Raw genomic sequence first — 20,192 nt, forward strand, 5'->3', positions numbered from 1 at the left:
TATAATACTAAAATTTTTATATAATAATTTTTAAAATATAATTTATAATTGAGATTCAACCTGTGCCATCAAACTTTCTATTTTAGATTTAATGTCTGAATTTGAGGATATTTGCCAGGCTCTTATAGTAAATGTATTACCTTTGGTTCTTATTATTAATCCGTAATCTGCACTTTTAGAAGTCCATATTCCTGGAGAAGATGGCTCTCCGAATGTTTGTTGTATTAGAGATTCCACTTTTTCTATTTTTTCAGGGGTAGATTGTATTTCATTACTATATTTATACATATTTTCTTGTGCTATACCAAAAACTGAAAAAATAGTTAAAAATAAAATTAAAAGTTTTGTTTTCATAATTGTTATTTCATTTGTTAGTTATAAAGTTGTTTTTTGTTAATGTATTAGGGGGGAAATGTATAAAATTAGAATAAATATCTTTTAAAAAAATATGCATTTATTAATGTCAATATTTGTGCCATAAGTTTAAATAAATATTATAAAAAAAGTAACCCTGTTCCGTATTTAGGATCAGGGTTGTTTTTCTTTAAGTAAAAAATATCTTTAAAAATATTATTTTTTATAATTTTTGTATTTATTAAAAAATTTATCTACTCTACCGGCAGTATCAACTAATTTTACTTTTCCTGTATAGAAAGGATGGGAAGTACTGGATATTTCCATTTTTATCAAAGGATATTCTTGCCCTTCGTATTCTATAGTATCTTTAGTTTCTGCAGTAGATCTGCAAATAAACATTTCGTCATTACTCATATCTTTAAATACAACCAATCTATAGTTCTCAGGATGAATGTCTTTTTTCATTATTATTAAATTTGAGATGCAAAAATACAATTTTTTTCTAAATTAACAAGAACTGTAATTTATTTTTCAAATATATTTTTTAAGTTTTCATTTATAATATCTAAAAAATCTTCAGTATTTAGATAATCATCTTTTGTCATTTCTTTTCCTTTAACTAAAAGCGCTAAATCTTTTGTCATTTTTCCGGATTCTACCGTATCGATACAAACCTTTTCTAAAGTTTCTGCAAATTTTGTTACTTCAGGAGTATTGTCTAATTTTCCTCTATGCATTAATCCTCTGGTCCAGGCAAAAATCGAAGCAATTGGATTGGTTGAGGTTTCTTTACCTTCCTGATATAAACGATAATGTCTTGTTACTGTACCATGAGCAGCTTCTGCTTCAACAGTTTTACCGTCAGGGGTTACTAAAACAGAAGTCATAAGTCCTAATGATCCAAAACCTTGCGCCACAGTATCAGATTGTACATCTCCATCATAATTTTTACAAGCCCAAACAAAACCTCCGTTCCATTTCATAGCCGATGCTACCATATCATCAATTAGTCGATGTTCGTAGGTAATCCCTAGTTCTTCAAATTTATTTTTATAATCTTTTTCGTAAATTTCTTGGAATATATCTTTAAAACGACCGTCATAAGCTTTTAATATAGTATTTTTTGTAGAAAGATACAAAGGCCATTTTTTTGTTAAAGCCATTTGAAATGATGAATGTGCAAAACCTTTAATAGATTCATCTGTATTATACATAGACATAGCAACCCCACTATCTTTAAAGTCAAATACTTCCCATGTTTGAGCTTCTCCATTTTCAGGAGTGAAAGTCATGGTAAGTTTTCCGGGACCATTGGTAAGAACATCGGTAGCTTTATATTGGTCCCCAAAAGCATGTCTGCCTATAACTATTGGCTGCGTCCATCCCTGAACATATCTGGGAACATTTTTCATAATTATGGGTTCTCTAAAAACAGTACCTCCTACAATGTTACGAATAGTACCATTGGGAGATTTCCACATTTTTTTTAAGTTGAATTCTTTAACTCGTGCTTCGTCGGGGGTTATAGTTGCACATTTTACGGCAACATTATATTTTTTAGTTGCTTCTGCTGAATCTATAGTGACCTGATCATTGGTTTTATCCCGGTTTTCAATTCCTAAATCATAATATTTAAGATCAATATCTAAGTAAGGGAGAATCAATTTATCTTTAATGAATTTCCAGATGATTCTTGTCATTTCATCACCATCCATTTCCACAATAGGGTTAAGTACTTTTATTTTTTGCATAATTACCTTTAATTGATTTCTTCAAATATAATAAGAGTCATCATAGAAAAAAAAATATTTACTTTATAAATATTAAACATTTATTAAAAACCTGTATTAAAAATTATATATTATTTAAGATTTTTTTAAATAATATTTTGGTTAAGTTATGTAAATATCAGTTTATAGCTGATTAATAAAATGTTTAAAATCTGTTTGAGACGATTGATTAAAATATGATTTTACATACAATTTGTTTATTTAATTGTATAATTAGTATCATATGAGAATATCATTTTTTTAATAAAAATGACAGGGTAATTGTTATATTTTTAACTTATAAAAGTTGAATTTAGAATAGAAATGAATATTATTTTAAAATTTGGTAACATAAAAATGCTATAAAATAAGCTATACCTGTCATAAAAAAGAGTTGTAAAAAAGGCCATTTCCATGAATTTGTTTCTTTTTTCACAATAGCCAGAGTACTTACACATTGCATAGCAAAAGCATAAAATAAAAGAATAGAAATACCAGTAGCAAAATTAAATGTTGGTTTTCCTGTATTATGGTTTATGTCTTTTTTCATTAATTCTTTTAGTTTTAAATTTTCAGCCCCGTCATCTTCCATACTGTATATGGAAGCTAATGTCCCAACAAAAACTTCTCGGGCAGCAAAAGAAGATAATATACCAATATCAATTTTCCAATCAAATCCTAAAGGTTCAAATATGGGTTCAATAGTCTTACCAAAAGCACCTAGGTAGGAATTTTCTAATGTAGTTTTTGTGAAATAGGAAGTTTCTTTAGATTTGTTATTAGCCTTACCAAAGGAACCTAGTACCCATAAAATAACACTGACGGCTAATATTATTTTACCGGCATTAGCAACAAAACTCCATGATTTTTCAAATAACCCGTAAAATACATTCCTCCAAAATGGAATTTTGTAATTAGGCATATCTAAAATAAGATAGCTTTTATAGGTAGATTTAAGAAACTTATTGGCAAATGCTGCTCCTATAAAGGCCATTATAACACCTAATAGATACATAATCATCATAGTTACTCCTTGTAAGTTAAATAAACCATGTCCTTTAGGTATAATTAATGCTATAATGATGGAATAAATAGGCAATCTTGCAGAACAGGTTATAAAAGGAGTTACAAGAATGGTAATTAATCTTTCTTTAGAATTTTCAATATTTCTTGCAGACATAATTGCAGGGATTGCACAAGCTGCACCTGATAAAAGTGGAACCACACTTTTTCCACTTAAACCAAAAGGTCTGAACCACCTATCCATAATGAAAACAACCCTCGCCATATATCCGCTTTCCTCCATTAATAAAAGGAAGAAAAATAAAATAGCAATTTGCGGAACAAAAACTACCACACCACTAATACCCGGAATTAAACCATCTGCTAATAACTCAGTTAACGGTCCGGCAGGTAATTTTTCTGATAAAAAGGAGCTAAAACTTGCAAAAAAACCTTCAATCCAGTCTTGAGGATAGCTTGATAAAAAAAATAAAGCTTGAAAAATCAAAAATAAAATTCCAAAAAATATTACATATCCCCAAAAAGGATGAAGTAAAACTTTATCCAGCTTATTAGTAATGGTTTGATATGTAGGATCTTTATATACAACCTTTTCAATTAAGTTATCTATAAATTGATGTCTGGATATGGTCTCTTTTATTTGTAATCTTTTGGGTATTATTTTGTATTCTTTAATAACTTCAGATACTTTTTTTCTGTATTTTTCAGGAATATTCTGTAAGTTGGTTTGTGATAAAAATAACCATGCTAAATAATCATTTGTATGAAATGTCTGGGTAATAATATTTATAGCTCCAGTTATTTCTTTAGGATAATTGAAAGTGTTTTGTTTTTTTTTACTTCCGCCATTATGTATGGCTTCTTTAAGTTCTTTAATACCTATGCCTTTTCTGGAACTTATAAGTATAACCGGAGTATCAAAACAAGTAGAAAGATTATCTTTTCGTAAAAGAATACCTTCTTTTTCTATTTCATCTATTTGGTTAATAGCTAATATGGTTGGTATTTCTAAATCTATTACCTGTTCATATAAAAAAAGACTTCTTTTCATATTATGAACATCGGCAACAACAATAATTAGATTAGGGTAATCTGAATTTGAAGGGTCGGAAAATGCATTTAAGACTACTTTTTCATCTTCAGAAGAAGGACATAAACTATACGTTCCCGGTAAATCTATAAGTGTATAGTTAACATCTTTATATTTGAATTTTCCTTTTTTTTGTTCAACAGTAATACCCGGATAATTTCCTGTTTTTTGGTGTAATCCACTTAATTGATTAAAAAGAGTGGTTTTTCCTGCATTTGGATTCCCTACAAGAATAATATTTTTTTCACTCATTTTATTATTTTATTCCAGCTTTATTAATATACAATTAGCTTCTTCTTTTCTTAACATAACCGCACTTTTTTCTTTGCCGTATTCTAAAAATAGCGGACCGTTCCAAGGAGCTTTTCTTTTAAGTCTCACAGATACTCCTGGAACAATTCCCATTTCCAAAATTTTATTTGGTATAATATCTTCAGTGAAGCCAATTACTTTAGCCATTTGAGTGGGCTTCAACTCGGAAAGGGAAAGTTTATTATCAGAAAGCATAATTCAAATTAAAAATATATGTACTATATATAATGTACTAATTGATGGCAAATATATATAATTATTTGTATTTAATCTAAATTAAATATTCTAAAAAAAAAATAGATATTTTTAAAATGTAATTGATAGTATAAATCCATTATTAATGTATATTATTTTAATTATAAAATAAGAGCAAAATATTAGTATGAATATTAAAAGATAGTCTTAGCTTTGTTTTCACACTCTAAGTTCAGATTTATGAAAAAAAGATTATCTTTTTTACTATGTTTTATGATTACTTTTTACTTATTACAAGCAGGAGGTTTTAGGGTTTCTTTACAAGGAATACGCCAAGCAGCCATGGCACATACCAGTGCACATACAAGAGATGCTAGTGTTGTTTTTTTTAATCCTGCCGGAATGTCTTTTATTCCTTCTAAATTAAGCATTACAGGAGGAATGTTTGCTGTGATAACAAAAGCTGAATTTCAGAGTGTTAATAGTTTATACAAAGCAAAAACAGATAATCCGGTTAGTCCTCCCTTTAATTTTGCTGCGGCATATAAGGCCACAGATAATTTATCTGTAGGTTTAAGTGTATCTACCCCTTATGGAAGTAGTGTAGATTGGGGAAAAGATTGGATGGGTAAAAATTTAATTACAAAAATTAAATTAGAAGCATTTTTTATTCAACCAACAGTAGCGTATAAAATAACAGATTGGTTTAGTATTGGAGGAGGTTATATTTTCGCGACAGCATCAGCAAATTTAGAAAAGGCTATATCTAATATAAATGGAAGTATGAAATTAAAAGCTGGAGGTGCTCCCGGGTATGGGTATAATCTAGGTATGTATTTTAGACCTACAAAAGAACTAGATGTAGGAATATCCTATAGGTCTGAAGTGAAAATAAAAGCTAGAAAAGGAAATGTTTATTTACATATCCCGTCTTCATTAATTGGAACAGATAAGTTTGCAACTACTACAGATCGTTTTGATACAAATATACCTTTGGCATCAGAATTAACATTGGGATTAACTTATAAAATTTCTAAATGTTGGTCAATATCTTCAGATTGGAATTTTTCCGGATGGCATGAATATAAAGATTTAACATTTAAATTTTATCAAAATAAAATAGGGAATGACCCTCATAATCCCACTATATCTTCATCTCCCAGAAAATTTAAAAACAGTAGTGCATACAGGATAGGTACAGAATATTCGCCTTCAGATAAACTTGCTTTTAGATTAGGGTATTATTATGACGAATCACCGGTAAAAGATGAATATTGGAACCCAGAAACACCCAGTACGGATAATCAGGCTATAACCGGAGGACTAGGTTATAAGTTGACAGATAATTTATATATTGACTTGTCAGGAATTTATTTTGTTGGAGAATCTAGAAATATAGATAATGATAATGCAGGATTTTATGGACAGGTAAAATCAAGTAGCTACATGGTTGGTTTAGGGTTATCATGGAATGCCTTTTAAAATTTATACTATTTAAAGAAACAATGAAAAAAATTTTATCCCCCTTTTTATTTAGTTTTTTAGCTATTATTTTCTCTTGTAACAACGATTTTGATGGGGAAGGAAATGTTTCTGATATTGAAGTGAACTCTGGAGAAGCGAATTTTTCTAAATATATAGCTTTAGGAGGATCATTAACATCAGGTTTTAAAGATGGAGCTTTATATATTGAAGGACAAAAACAATCTTATCCTGCTATTATAGCAGAACAAATGAAAAGAGCCGGAGGAGGGATGTTTAACATACCCTATATGGAAGATGAATTAGGCGGAATTCCTTTTTTAGGAATTTCTAATAAATTATCTTTAGAAATTGTAAATGGAGGTCTTTCTCCGACTGTAGCACAAGGTAAGGGAATAACCACATTAACGAATATTTATTCACAAGGTCCTTATCAAAATATGGGGGTACCCGGAGCTAAATCATATCATTTAATATCATTAGGATATGGTGATCCTACAAATCTACCATTAGGTGCAGCAAACCCCTATTTTATAAGATTTGCATCATCACCTAATACTTCAATACTAGAAGATGCTATGAAGCAAGATCCAACTTTTTTCTCTTTATGGATAGGGTATAATGATATATTGGGTTACGCTATGTCCGGAGGGGATGGGAGTAATACCCTCACCTCAGTCTCAACATTTCAAACTACATATAATACTTTATTAAGTAAATTAGTATCTAAAGGAGCTAAAGGAATAGTGGCTAATATACCCAATGTAACAGCAAGTCCTTTTTTTACCACTGTTCCATATAATCCATTAACCCCTCAAAATTTAACAAAAAACAACCCTAATCAGATTAAGGAGTTGAATAATGCTTTTGAATCTATAAATAATGTTTTTGATTTTTTACAACATCCGGAAAGAAAAATAAAGTATTCCTCTACGCAAGCTAATCCATTATTGATAAAAGATAAGGATTTAGTAGATTTAAAATCTCAAATTAAAATGGTTTTAATTTCTAAAGGTGTTTCTACAAATCAGGCCGAATTGATGGGGACTTTATATGGACAATCTAGACAGGCAACTGGTGAAGATTTTATTGTTTTAACAGCATTAAGAAGTATTGCTCAAATCAATTCAAAAGCTATCTCTGAAGGAATTCCTTCTAGTTTAGCGGTAAATGGAGTAACTTATCCATTAGTAGATTCATGGGTTCTTACAGCGAAAGAAAGAGAGAAAACAAATTTAGCAACAATGCAATTTAATAACATAATAAAGAATCTCTCAGATAAATATAACTTAGCTTTTTTTGATGCTAATGTCTTAATTAATGATTTAAATAAAAATTCTGGTCTAAATTTTAATGGGGTAAATTATACTAGCCAATTTATTACAGGTGGTGCTTTTTCTTTAGATGGAATTTATTTCACAAGTAGAGGATACGCTATAATTGCAAATGGATTTATAAAAGCTATTAATAAAAAATATAAATCAAATTTACCCTATGTAGATCCTAATGCATATGAAGGAATAAAATATCCTTGAGAACCTAATTAATAAATTAAAAAAATAGGTGAAATGTTACTCATTTTTTTATATATTACTTAAAAATAATAAATTTGTAACATCGTAAAATTTTATGGAACTATATAAATAAACTATAATAAATGAATCAGCCAGTTCATATTTTTGCAACAAGAGAAAATATTTCATTAGCAGAAACTATTTCTCAGTGTTATGGGATGCCTTTAGGGAAACTTAGTTTTTTGGATTTTAGCGATGGGGAATATCAACCTTGTTTAGAAGAATCAGTAAGAGGTTCTAGAGTTTTTGTAATAGGATCGACCTTTCCTCCGGCTGATAATTTAATGGAATTGCTTCTTATTATAGATGCTGCAAAAAGAGCTTCAGCAGAAAAGATTACAGCAGTAATTCCTTATTTTGGTTTAGCTCGACAAGATCGGAAAGACAAGCCTAGAGTTCCTATAGGAGCAAAATTAGTAGCAAATCTTTTAACAGCAGCCGGAGCAACGCGTGTAATGACTATGGATTTACATGCAGATCAAATTCAAGGTTTTTTTGAAATTCCGGTAGACCATTTGTTTGCATCTACAATTTTCATCAGCTATGTTAAATCCTTAAATTTAGAAAATCTTACAATAGCTTCACCGGACATGGGAGGAGCTAAACGGGCAAGAAGTTATGCCAGTTATTTAAATGCAGAGGTAGTAATTTGTTATAAAGAAAGGAAAAAAGCTAATAATGTAGATTTCATGACCTTAATCGGTGATGTTAAAGGAAGAAATGTTATTTTAGTAGATGATATGATTGATACGGCTGGAACATTAACTCGTGCTGCTGATTTAATTATGGATGCCGGAGCATTAAGTGTTAGAGCTATGGCTACTCATCCTATATTTTCTGGGGGTGCTTTTGATAGAATTAATCAATCTAAATTACAGGAAGTAATTGTTACGGATTCAATTCCGTTGAAAAATACTTCCATAAGTAAAATAAAAGTATTATCTTGCGCCCCTCTATTTGGTGAGGTGATGAACTTAGTTCATAATAGAGAATCCATTAGTACAAAATTTATCATGTAAATATAATTTTATGAAATCAATTACAATTCAAGGAGAAAAAAGAGAAAGCGTAGGTAAAAATTCATCTAAAGCCTTACGTAATGCTGAAAAAGTTCCTTGTGTTGTTTATGGGGAAAAAGAAGTATTACACTTTTCTACAAACGAAAAAAGTTTTAAGAATTTAGTTTATACTCCCGAAGCACACACAGTTACTTTAGAAGTAGAGGGTAAAAAAATAGAGGCTATTTTACAAGATGTTCAGTTCCATCCTGTAACTGATAAAATTATCCATGCAGATTTTTACGAATTAAACCCTAAAAAATTAGTAACTATGGAAGTTCCTGTAATTATTACGGGAAGATCTAAAGGGGTAGTTAGAGGAGGAGCACTTCGTGTTAACTTAAGAAAGTTAAAAGTTAAATCTTTACCTGCAAACTTACCGGATGAGGTAGTAATAGATGTTACTGACTTAGATGTTGGAGATAAGTTTGAAGTCTCTAAAATAGAAGCTGAAAAATTTCAAATTTTACATCCGTCTAATACGGTTATTGCAGCTGTTAAAACATCGCGTAATGTTAAAGGTGATGCAGATACAGCAGAAGATAGTACTGAAGCTGATTCAGCAAAATAAGAAAGAAGTTTTCAAAAATAAAAAAACTGCAATTTTTTGCAGTTTTTTTGTTTTCTTAATTTATATTTATAAAACTTTTAGATATAGAACTCAATATGTTTTTTACTTTTGAAATATTTAATTATCTATGTTAGGTTTCAAATGTAACATTTTGTTTGAAAATTCTTTTTTTAATTATATCTATAACTTGCTTCTGAAATCTTAAATTAATATTTCAAAAAGTAATTTCAATAAAAAATAGTTATTTTACCTTTTTATTTTTAGCTAGCATAAACACAGAAATCAATCCCATAATAATCATAATTATTAATTGTAAACTATGAGATAATATGGCATAAGAGTACCCAATATCTTTACCTAATTTAGCCGATTGATTCATACTTAAAAAAAGAGCTGAAAATCCTATCATCATAGCTCCATGATAAGCACCTATTCCTCCGGAAGCAGGAACTAGCATACCTAAAGTTCCAACAGCTAAAAGGAAAAAACCGGTTTTAATTGGTATAAAAGAGGTTTCTGGAAGAGCAAATACAACCATATAGGCAGCAAAAAAATAACATATCCATATACCAAAAGAAAGTAAGAAAAATTTGACTCTTTGCTTTAGTTTAAACACAGAAATTAATCCGGTAACTATACCATTTAAAAGATTTATTAATTTTTTTGTAAAAGATAATTTTAAAATTCTTTTTCTAAATACAAGGAAAGAAATACCTAAAAGAATACAGATGCCTAGAAAAATATAATATATTGTATAACTTTTTTCGACGTTTGATGTATCGGAGTTATTTCCAAGTAAATCAAAAAAGGAAAGAAGGGAACTATAATTAAATAAGAGAGCTAAAAGTAAAAATAAGATCATAAAACAAAAATCAATGATTCTTTCAGTAACGATAGTTCCAAAAGAGTTTGAAAAAGGAACATCTTCTACAGTTTGTAAAGCTGTAGCTCTTCCGATTTCTCCCATTCTGGGTATGCCTAAGTTTAAAAAATAGCCAAAAGATAAAGCCCATAAAGAATTAGAATTGCTTATTTTATATCCCATAGGTTCTAATAATAAATTCCATCTTATAGCTCTAATCCAATATGCCCCTAAACCAAAAATAGCAGCAATACCTACCCATAAGTAATTTGCACGTTTTACTACAGAGACTGTTTTTTGTATGAAATCACCACCAAGGCTTCGCGAAACTAAATACATCAAAGTACCCGCTATAAATAAAGATATAACAATAGTGATAAAATTTTTTAATTTTTTACTCATAAATAAAAGAAATTCGTTTAATATTTAATTGATAAATAATGATTTAAAAAGATAAAAAAATAACAAGCTAAAATATAATCTTAGTTTATACTTTTAAAATTAATATTATATCTTTTCTAATTTGCTATAAAAATAGCGTTCAATTTTACTTTAAAATTTATAATTTAATAGTAATTTTTTATATAATTAGCGATTTTTGTGTTATATATTTATAATGATAAATGAATAATCAAATATTTTATAGTATTCTAAGATTATCTATTAGTCGGACATCTCCGGCATAAGCTGCAATAAATGCACGGTAATGTGTACCTTGTAAAAATTCCTCAGGTGTCAGTAAAGATTCTTCATCAGCTATATTAAAATATTCAAGTTTCAGATCTGAATTATTAAATATTTTTTTAATAATTTTAATTATTTCCTTCGGATTATGATATTTAACTAACTCTTTAGCTTGTATTAATGACTTATAAAGTATTGTAGATTTATTAATATAATCCTGAGACAATCTAATATTTCTAGAACTCATAGCCAGACCATTTTCTTCTCTTTTTATGGGAATTCCTATAATGTTAATTGATAAATTTAGATCTTTAACCATTTGTTTAATTACTTGTAATTGTTGAAAATCCTTTTCTCCAAAATATGCATTGGTGGGTTGAGTTTGTAAAAATAATCTTTTTACCACAGTAGCAACCCCTTCAAAATGTCCAGGCCTAGAAGCTCCTTCCATAACAGAATTTAGCCCTTTTAAATCAATCGGATCAATTTCAGTACCTTTAGGATAAATATCTTCTATTTTAGGCAGATAGACAGCATCACACCCCACAGCATTTAACTTCTCTATATCAGAATCTTCAGTTCTAGGGTATTTTTCCAAATCCATTAAGTTATTAAATTGAGTAGGATTAACAAAAATGCTGCATATAGTATATTGGTTATCTTCTATTGATTTTTTTATTAAGGAAAGATGGCCAGAATGCAAAGCTCCCATTGTAGGTACAAAGCCTATGGTAAGCCCTTTATATTTAAGAGATTGAATAAAATCTGTTACCTCTTGTTTATTTTTTAATACCAGCATAACTATGGTAAATTTAATTATCAATATATTTGAAAACGACGCAAAAGTACTACATTTCATTAATTTTTTGTAACTTTGAGAATTAAAAATCAGTCTACAGTTTATAATGAGTTCAAAAAGAATACTTCATGTAACTTCTGAGTTAGTTCCCTATTTTAATGAAAATCCTATTTCATCAGGAGTTTACAATTTAGCCAAACAAATGTTTGCACAAGGAAATGATGTAAGAATTTTTATGCCAAGGTTTGGAATGATCAATGAGAGACGATTTCAGCTTCATGAAGTAATTAGATTGTCTGGAATGAATTTGATCATTAATGATTTAGATCAACCTTTAGTTATTAAAGTTGCTTCTTTACCTGGAGAAAGGATGCAAGTTTATTTTATAGAAAATCAAGAATACTTTAAAAGAAAAGCAATATATCATGATAATTCTAATCAATGGTTTGAAGATAATGATGAAAGATCTGTTTTCTTTACCAAAGGAGTATTAGAAACTATAAAAAAATTAAACTGGGTGCCCGATATTATACATATTCATGGTTGGATGGCCAGTTTTTTACCCATTTATTTAAGAACTATTTATGCAAACGATGCTTTCTTTAATGATATAAAGATTATAACATCTGTATATAATCATGGTGATGGGGGATTATTTAGTGAAAATCTAAAAGATATTTTAGAGTTTGATAATATAGATACTAGTAAATTACAATTTTTAACAGATAATTCGTATACAAGTATTATTAAACAGGCTATGAATGATTCAGATTCAATTGTTAAAGGGGAAGAAGTTTTATTAGACGAATTAGAAGATTTATTTAATAAATTAGATACTCCAAAATTTGGCTTTGTACAAGATGAAAATGTAGAAAATATCTATCAAGATACAAATGAAATAAATATTCAAGAGTAAAGGAATATATGAAAATATTGAAATTTAATCTTAAGTTATTGGTATTGTGTTTTATATCAATAACTTTTTTGTTAAGTTGTGAAAATGATACTACAGATATTGGAGCTAATCTCATTCCGGATAAATCTGCAGGAAATATTGCTTATGTTGATTTAGTTGCTTATAATGTTTCAAATAACGATACCATTAGAGCCGATTATAAAACTCTTACCAAAGGTTTAATTGGTGTTTATGAAGATAATATTTTTGGCAAATCGAAAGCTTCATTCAGTACTCAGTTAAGATTAAGTACTTCCGATGAAATTAAAGGTTCTATGCAAATAGTAGATTCTGTGGTATTATCTCTATTTCCTGAATATAACAGTTCTCAGTCAAAAGTAAAACAAATTACACTAAATCCGGGCACTACAAGTGGTATTGATACTATAAAATATATAACTCGATATCCTATAACTTCATTTTTAGGAAAAACTGGATCCACAATGCAACTGTCAGTAAACAAAATTAATACTTTTTTAGAATCAATAGAGTCTAAATTTTATTCAAATAAAACTGTAACTATAGGAGAACTTTTAGGTACTAAAACTATAGGGGATTCAGTAATAAGCACATCTATAAGAACCAGTAATGGAAGTACGATTTTGGAAGCAACAACTCCTGGTTATTATATAAAATTAGACCCTACTTATTTTAAACAAAATTTTTTCGATAAAAAAGGGAGTGTCAATATTGCGGATAATTCTCATTTCATTCAATACTTTCAAGGACTAAGAATTTCACCTATTAATGAATATTCTCAATTTATGTTTAATTTTCCTGTTAATAAAATAAAATTAATAGCATATTACAGATATAAAGTTAATTCATCAGATTCAAAATATACTAATGCTTCTTATTCCTTCACTATGGGAGGTAATTATAATACATCTTTAGGGGAATATAACTTTTATAAAAGAGCTACTGCTAGTAATGAATTTTTACATAATAGAGATAACCCAGATAAAATATCAGGAGAATCTAAATTATTTCTACAAGGAATGGGAGGTCCATCTATTCATATAAAATTAAATGATTCCCAGTTGTTAGCCGTAAAAGATTCAGTACAAAATAAAGGTTGGGCTATTATGGGAGCTAAATTAAAATTCTATATGACAGAAAATTTTGCTTCTAAGCCAAATTATATTTATGCATATAATGTTACTCAAAAGAAATTTTTGCCCGATCTGACTAATGGTTATGGAAGTTCATATATCTTTAATCCGATTTATGATATTATTGGGAATCCAGGATATTATACTTTAAATATAACAAAACAAATAAAAGATATAATAGAAAAAAATCTTCCTAATGATGAAATTTTAGTAGAAATGGGAGATTTTTTAAAAAATAGTTCAAATGCATATTTAGGATATACCAAAACAACACGGGCCTATGAACCATTCAGGTTAGTTTTCTATGGTAATAAAACAGCAGGAGACAAACAATTAAGGTTAGAAATAGCCTATACAAAAAATTAAATTGTAAATATTAACAGTAATTAAATTTTATTTTTTATGTGTGGAATAACCGGATATATAGGACATAAACAAGCATATCCAATCATTATAAACGGATTAAAAAGATTAGAATATAGAGGGTATGATAGTGCAGGAATTATTCTAAACGAAAATAATAGTTTTAAGCTAAAAAAGACAAAAGGAAAAGTTTCAGATTTAGAAAAAATATGTTCTAATTTGAATTCTACCGCAACTGTGGGGATGGGACATACCCGTTGGGCTACTCATGGAATTCCCAGTGATAAAAACTCACATCCTCATCTATCTAATAATGGTAAAATAGCTATAGTACATAATGGAATTATAGAAAATTATGATACCATTAAAAAAATGTTATTATCAAAAGGATTTACCTTTCAAAGCGAAACAGATACCGAAGTTTTGGTAAATCTTATTCAATACATTCAGGATTCTCAAAAATTAAATATAAGTACAGCTGTTAGAGTTGCTTTAAATGAAGTAATCGGGGCATATGCTATAGCGGTAATGGAAGTAGATCAGCCTCAAGAGATGGTCGTAGCTAGACTTAGTAGCCCCTTAGCTATAGGTATTGGAGATAATGAATATTTTGTAGCCTCAGATGCTTCTCCATTTATAGAATTTACCAAAGAAGCTGTATATTTAGAAGATGGCGAAATGGCAACTATTACACTCAAAGGAGTAGATGTACATAAAATAAAAGATAATAAAAAAGTTAATCCGATAATCCAAGAATTAAAGATTAGTTTAGAAGAAATCGAAAAAGGAGGGTATGACCATTTTATGCTAAAAGAGATCCATGAGCAACCTAAATCTATTATGGATACTATGAGGGGACGTTTGTTAGTAGAAAAAGGCATAATTCAGATGGCTGGAATTTGGGATTATCAGGAAAAATTTTTAAATGCCAAACGAATTATTATTATTTCTTGTGGAACCTCATGGCATGCAGGATTAATTGGAGAATATTTAATAGAAGATTTAGCCAGAATTCCTGTAGAAGTAGAGTATGCTTCTGAATTTAGATATAGAAATCCCATAATAACAGATGAAGATATAGTTATAGCTATATCGCAATCAGGGGAAACAGCAGATACTCTCGCTGCACTTAAATTGGCAAAAGAAAAAGGAGCATTTATATATGGTATATGTAATGTGGTAGATTCTTCAATTGCACGGTTAACAGATGCAGGGTCTTATACCCATGCAGGGCCAGAAATTGGTGTAGCTTCTACTAAAGCTTTTACAGCACAACTTGCAGTCCTAACTATGATTGCCATAAAATTAGCAAAACATAAAGGAACCATTAGTAAAGAAAAATTTAATTCTTTATTAACAGAATTGGAATCAATTCCAGCAAAAGTAGAACAAGTAATTAAAGATACAGAAGAGCAAGTTAAAAAAATAGCAGAATTATATGTAAATGTTAATAACTTTTTATATCTAGGTAGGGGTTATAATTATCCCGTAGCATTAGAAGGAGCATTAAAATTAAAAGAAATCTCTTACATCCATGCCGAGGGATATCCTGCAGCAGAAATGAAACATGGTCCTATTGCATTAATTGATGAAAATATGCCGGTAGTAGTAATAGCACCGAAAACTACTCATTATGATAAAATAGTTAGTAATATACAGGAAATTAATTCTAGAAAAGGAAAAGTAATAGCTATAGTAACTCAAGAAGATACACAAGTTAAGAATATAGTTTCTCAAGCTATAGAAATACCAGCTGTTTCAGAATATTTTGTTCCTATTTTAGCCTCTGTTCCATTACAATTATTAGCCTATGATATAGCTATAATGAGAGGGGTGAATGTAGATCAACCTAGAAATTTAGCTAAATCAGTTACAGTAGAATAATCTAAAAAAGTATATGTTATATAAAAGACTTAGGTATCTAAGTCTTTTTTTTGATAAATAGTACAAAAATCATAAAAAAATAGAAATATTTAGTTACATTAAAAAATAAAAATAGCCTATTTTTGCAAAAAATATCAAGAGATGAATAAAAAAGTAATTTTAATGATTTTAGATGGCTGGGGAATTGCCACAGATAAAAAAGTATCAGCAATAGATCAAGCAAAAACTCCATTTATTGACAGTTGCTTTCAAAAATATTCTAATACAACATTGATTACTTATGGACTAGATGTAGGCTTACCAAAAGGACAAATGGGAAATTCAGAGGTAGGACATATGAATTTAGGAGCCGGAAGGGTCGTATATCAAAACTTAGCAAAAATAAATCTTGCCGTTGAAAATGGAACTTTAGGAAATGAAGAAGAATTAAAAAAAGCCTTTGAATATGCCAAAAAAAATAATAAATCGGTTCATTTTATAGGATTAGTTTCTGATGGTGGAGTTCATTCGCATATTTCACATTTAAAATCTTTGGTAGAAGCAGCGAATACTTCCCAAGTAAAAAATATTTTTGTTCATGCTTTTACAGATGGACGAGATTGTGATCCTCAAAGTGGGAAAGGTTTCATTAAAGAAACCTTACAATTTTGCAATAAAAATAACGCAAAATTAGCATCAATTGTTGGTAGATACTATGCAATGGACAGAGATAAGAGATGGGAAAGAGTTAAAATAGCCTATGATACTATAGTAAATGCTGAAGGAATAAAAACTTCTGATCCACTGAATGCTATACAAAAATCTTATGAAGATGGAATTACTGATGAATTTTTAATGCCGATTATTGTGACGGAGAACGATAAACCTATAGCAACCATACAAGAAGGAGATGTAGTGATATGTTTTAATTTTAGAACAGATAGACCAAGAGAGATAGTAGAAGTTTTGACACAAAATGATTATCCAGAACAAAGCATGAAGAAACTAGATTTATACTTTGTTACAATGACGGAATATGATGAAAATTTTAAAAATATCCGAGTAATTTTTAAAGAAGATACCATTAAAAATACCTTAGGAGAAGTAATAGCCAATGCTACAAAAAAACAAATCAGAATAGCAGAAACTGAAAAATATCCACATGTAACATTCTTTTTTTCAGGAGGAAAAGAAGAAGAGTTTAAAAATGAAAGTAGAATATTATGTCCTTCTCCTAAAGATGTTCCTACCTATGATTTAAAACCTCAAATGGCAGCATATGATATTAAAAATGCCATTATACCGGAATTAAAAAAGAAGGAGGTAGACTTTGTTTGCTTAAATTTTGCCAATGCCGATATGGTTGGTCATACCGGTGTTTTTGAAGCAGCCGTTAAAGCTTGTGAGGCAGTTGATGAATGTGCTAAAGAAATATGTCAGACAGCTTTAGAAAATGGCTATGTTACAGTTATTATAGCAGATCATGGGAATTCAGATAAAATGAAAAATGAAGATGGCTCACCTAATACTCAGCACACTACCAATTTAGTACCAATGATAATTGTAGATAATCAACAATATAAATTACATCAAGGAAAGTTAGGAGATATAGCTCCTACAATTCTAACTCTTATGGGAATACCTATACCTAAAGAAATGACAGGAGATGTATTAATTTGAAAAATAATTAAAAATTAAAAAAAAGGAAGATTATAATCTTCCTTTTTGCTTTTATTTAGATAAATAATAATTAAATAAAAATCTTATTTTTTGAATTTTCAATTCAATATTTTTTTTCTGAATAATAATTTATAAGACATTATCTTATACCTGTGATATTCTTGAAAGAAAGTATTTTAATATTTAAAAATACTACTAAATATTAAATAAATGATATTTTTGGATTATAAAAAATAACTTATTTTATATTTGATTATAATACCCTTTATTATTTCGGCGCAATATTAATCTATATAAAATTATTCGAAAATAAAATCCTAAAAAATTATTTATTTAAAAACATTTTTTTATACTACTTTTTATATATAATTTCTTTATATTACTTTTTATTTTAATAGTATGATTATAATTTTAAATGTTTTTATATATAAAAAATATTTAATGCAAATAATTTCATTTAATTAAATTATTTAAAATTATTATGTCATAATATTAAATAATGTAAGCTATTAGAGTTTAAGAAATGAATAATTTAATTATTTTAATTTAAATATAAAATAAAATTATAAATAAATATGCATTATTGTTAATATAATATAAATATATTAAGAATTTATTTTTTATTAAGTTAAATAAAAGGAATGAAATTTGTTATATTCGAAAAAAAATATTATATTAATTATGAGTCAAAAAGTAGCGGATCAAGTAGTAGATATACTTGTACAAAGCGGAGTTAAAAGAATTTATGCTGTTACAGGAGATAGCTTAAATGAATTAAATAGCTCCGTAAAAAGAAATGGAAAGATAGAGTGGATACATGTTAGAAATGAAGAAGCAGGAGCTTTTGCAGCAGCGGCAGAAGCAGAGTTAGAAGGTATAGCTTGTTGTGCAGGAAGTTCAGGTCCTGGTCATGTTCATTTAATTAATGGTTTGTATGAAGCTAATAGAGGTCATGTACCCGTAATAGCCATAGCCTCCACCTGTATAAGTACTGAATTCGGAACAGATTATTTTCAAGAAACAAACACCACAAAATTATTTGATGATTGTAGTGTGTACAATCAAATAGCCACAACTCCGGAACAAGCACCTAGAATGTTACAGGCAGCTATACAACATGCTATAACAAAAAAAGGAGTAGCTGTTTTTGGTATTCCCGGAGATTTAGCAGCGAAACAAGCCAAAGAAGCATCTAGTTCACTTAAAATTTATAAACATACTTCCATAATAAGACCATCTGATGAAGAGCTATATCAAATAGCAGATATATTAAATAATAATGAAAAAATAACAGTATATTGCGGTATAGGTGTAAAAGAGGCACATTCAGAACTCATTCAATTAGCAGAAAAATTAAAATCACCAATAGGGTATTCTTTTAGAGGAAAAATGGCTACTCAATATGATAACCCCTATGAAGTAGGCATGACAGGATTATTAGGATTACCTTCCGCATTTCACAGTATGCATAAATCTGATGTTATATTACTTTTAGGAACAGATTTTCCTTATGCGCAATTTATGCCTTTAGATAAAAAAATAATACAAATAGATGAAAGAGCTGAAATTTTAGGAAGAAGAGCTAAAGTGGAAATAGGGGTATGTGGAAAAATTAAAGACACCCTGCAAGTTTTGTTACCATTAATTAAAAATAAAGCAAAAGACATATTTTTAAAGGAACAGCTTGAAAGATATAAGGAGGTAAAAAAAGGTTTGAAAATATATGTAGATGATAAAGGAAAAAAAGATCTTATTCATCCTGAATATGTTGCAGATACAATAAACAGATTAGCTGAAGACGATGCTATTTTTACTGTAGATACCGGTATGTGTTGTGTATGGGGAGCTCGTTATATACATGCAACAGGAAAAAGAAAAATGTTAGGTTCTTTTAATCACGGTACTATGGCGAATGCTATGCCTATGGCTATAGGAGCAGCACTTTCGCAACCTGAGAAACAGGTGATTGCATTTTGTGGTGATGGTGGTTTATCTATGCTTTTAGGCGATTTAGCAACTATTTATCAATACAAATTACCAGTTAAAATATTTGTATTTAATAATAGAGCCTTAGGTATGGTAAAGCTGGAAATGGAAGTAGATGGAATACCTGACAATGAAACAGATATGATAAATCCTGATTTTGGGATGATTGCCCAAGCAATGGGATTTAAAGGAATTAATATTCACGATCCGGAAAAAGTTGAAGCAGCTATTAAAGAAGCATTTAGTACTGAAGGACCGGTTTTGGTAAACTTTATGACCGATCCAAACTCTTTAGCATTACCTCCTAAAATTGAATGGAGCCAAATTAAAGGAATGAGTACTGCTATGATAAAAATGATGTTGAGTGGAAATGTTAAGGAAGTAGTAGATACTATAAGTAGTAATATAAAACATATTAAAGAGATCATTTAAAACCTAAAAATACATTAAAAGCAGT

The 20,192-nt window shown here is 29.0% G+C and carries 16 protein-coding genes; 9 read left to right on the forward strand and 7 right to left on the reverse strand.

The window, feature by feature from the left end:
• Positions 1 to 42: 42 nt before the first annotated feature.
• The 5 genes from C4S76_RS02325 to C4S76_RS02345 all read right to left on the reverse strand — a co-directional run bounded on the left by C4S76_RS02325 (position 43) and on the right by C4S76_RS02345 (position 4,746).
• Positions 43 to 354, reverse strand: a complete 312-nt coding sequence (locus C4S76_RS02325; protein ID WP_105192277.1) for a hypothetical protein — start codon at positions 352 to 354, stop codon at positions 43 to 45.
• A gap of 216 nt (positions 355 to 570) precedes the next feature.
• A complete protein-coding gene (locus tag C4S76_RS02330) occupies positions 571 to 822 on the reverse strand; it encodes a type B 50S ribosomal protein L31 (RefSeq protein WP_105192279.1) in 252 nt (83 codons plus the stop codon).
• A gap of 59 nt (positions 823 to 881) precedes the next feature.
• Positions 882 to 2,108: an isocitrate dehydrogenase (NADP(+)) gene (locus C4S76_RS02335; RefSeq protein ID WP_105192281.1), complete on the reverse strand. Its 1,227-nt coding sequence runs from the start codon at positions 2,106 to 2,108 to the stop codon at positions 882 to 884.
• Between the two features lie 349 nt (positions 2,109 to 2,457).
• On the reverse strand, positions 2,458 to 4,491 hold the full coding sequence (feoB, locus tag C4S76_RS02340) for a ferrous iron transport protein B (protein ID WP_105192283.1): 2,034 nt from the start codon (positions 4,489 to 4,491) through the stop codon (positions 2,458 to 2,460).
• A gap of 9 nt (positions 4,492 to 4,500) precedes the next feature.
• Positions 4,501 to 4,746, reverse strand: coding sequence for a FeoA family protein (locus C4S76_RS02345; protein WP_105192285.1), 246 nt, complete (start codon positions 4,744 to 4,746; stop codon positions 4,501 to 4,503).
• 240 nt (positions 4,747 to 4,986) lie between these two features.
• Between C4S76_RS02345 and C4S76_RS02350 the strand changes: the two genes are divergently transcribed.
• The 4 genes from C4S76_RS02350 to C4S76_RS02365 all read left to right on the forward strand — a co-directional run bounded on the left by C4S76_RS02350 (position 4,987) and on the right by C4S76_RS02365 (position 9,431).
• Complete coding sequence (locus C4S76_RS02350; RefSeq protein ID WP_105192287.1) at positions 4,987 to 6,228, forward strand: OmpP1/FadL family transporter; 1,242 nt, start codon at positions 4,987 to 4,989, stop codon at positions 6,226 to 6,228.
• Between the two features lie 23 nt (positions 6,229 to 6,251).
• Positions 6,252 to 7,763: an SGNH/GDSL hydrolase family protein gene (locus tag C4S76_RS02355; protein WP_105192350.1), complete on the forward strand. Its 1,512-nt coding sequence runs from the start codon at positions 6,252 to 6,254 to the stop codon at positions 7,761 to 7,763.
• A 122-nt stretch (positions 7,764 to 7,885) separates the two neighbouring features.
• Positions 7,886 to 8,821 (forward strand): ribose-phosphate pyrophosphokinase, encoded by a 936-nt coding sequence (locus C4S76_RS02360; protein WP_105192289.1) that lies wholly within the window; start codon positions 7,886 to 7,888, stop codon positions 8,819 to 8,821.
• Positions 8,822 to 8,831: 10 nt separating this feature from the next.
• Positions 8,832 to 9,431 (forward strand): 50S ribosomal protein L25/general stress protein Ctc, encoded by a 600-nt coding sequence (locus C4S76_RS02365; RefSeq protein WP_105192291.1) that lies wholly within the window; start codon positions 8,832 to 8,834, stop codon positions 9,429 to 9,431.
• A gap of 241 nt (positions 9,432 to 9,672) precedes the next feature.
• Here C4S76_RS02365 and C4S76_RS02370 read toward each other — a convergent pair whose 3' ends face one another.
• Complete coding sequence (locus C4S76_RS02370) at positions 9,673 to 10,695, reverse strand: lysylphosphatidylglycerol synthase transmembrane domain-containing protein (protein ID WP_105192293.1); 1,023 nt, start codon at positions 10,693 to 10,695, stop codon at positions 9,673 to 9,675.
• A 238-nt stretch (positions 10,696 to 10,933) separates the two neighbouring features.
• Positions 10,934 to 11,836: a pantoate--beta-alanine ligase gene (gene panC / locus C4S76_RS02375; protein ID WP_317045833.1), complete on the reverse strand. Its 903-nt coding sequence runs from the start codon at positions 11,834 to 11,836 to the stop codon at positions 10,934 to 10,936.
• A gap of 46 nt (positions 11,837 to 11,882) precedes the next feature.
• Between panC and C4S76_RS02380 the strand changes: the two genes are divergently transcribed.
• The 5 genes from C4S76_RS02380 (at position 11,883) to C4S76_RS02400 (ending at position 20,167) form a co-directional block, all read left to right on the forward strand.
• The gene (locus C4S76_RS02380) at positions 11,883 to 12,692 is read left to right on the forward strand and encodes a glycogen/starch synthase (protein ID WP_105192295.1); all 810 of its coding nucleotides are present in this window, start codon (positions 11,883 to 11,885) and stop codon (positions 12,690 to 12,692) included.
• Between the two features lie 8 nt (positions 12,693 to 12,700).
• Positions 12,701 to 14,209: a DUF4270 family protein gene (locus C4S76_RS02385; protein ID WP_105192297.1), complete on the forward strand. Its 1,509-nt coding sequence runs from the start codon at positions 12,701 to 12,703 to the stop codon at positions 14,207 to 14,209.
• Between the two features lie 36 nt (positions 14,210 to 14,245).
• On the forward strand, positions 14,246 to 16,090 hold the full coding sequence (gene glmS / locus C4S76_RS02390; protein ID WP_105192299.1) for a glutamine--fructose-6-phosphate transaminase (isomerizing): 1,845 nt from the start codon (positions 14,246 to 14,248) through the stop codon (positions 16,088 to 16,090).
• Between the two features lie 141 nt (positions 16,091 to 16,231).
• On the forward strand, positions 16,232 to 17,749 hold the full coding sequence (gpmI, locus tag C4S76_RS02395; RefSeq protein WP_105192301.1) for a 2,3-bisphosphoglycerate-independent phosphoglycerate mutase: 1,518 nt from the start codon (positions 16,232 to 16,234) through the stop codon (positions 17,747 to 17,749).
• Between the two features lie 681 nt (positions 17,750 to 18,430).
• The gene (locus C4S76_RS02400; RefSeq protein ID WP_105192303.1) at positions 18,431 to 20,167 is read left to right on the forward strand and encodes a thiamine pyrophosphate-dependent enzyme; all 1,737 of its coding nucleotides are present in this window, start codon (positions 18,431 to 18,433) and stop codon (positions 20,165 to 20,167) included.
• Positions 20,168 to 20,192 lie beyond the last annotated feature (25 nt).

Origin of the sequence: Apibacter adventoris, from assembly GCF_002964965.1 — a bacterium.
Lineage (GTDB): Bacteria > Bacteroidota > Bacteroidia > Flavobacteriales > Weeksellaceae > Apibacter > Apibacter adventoris.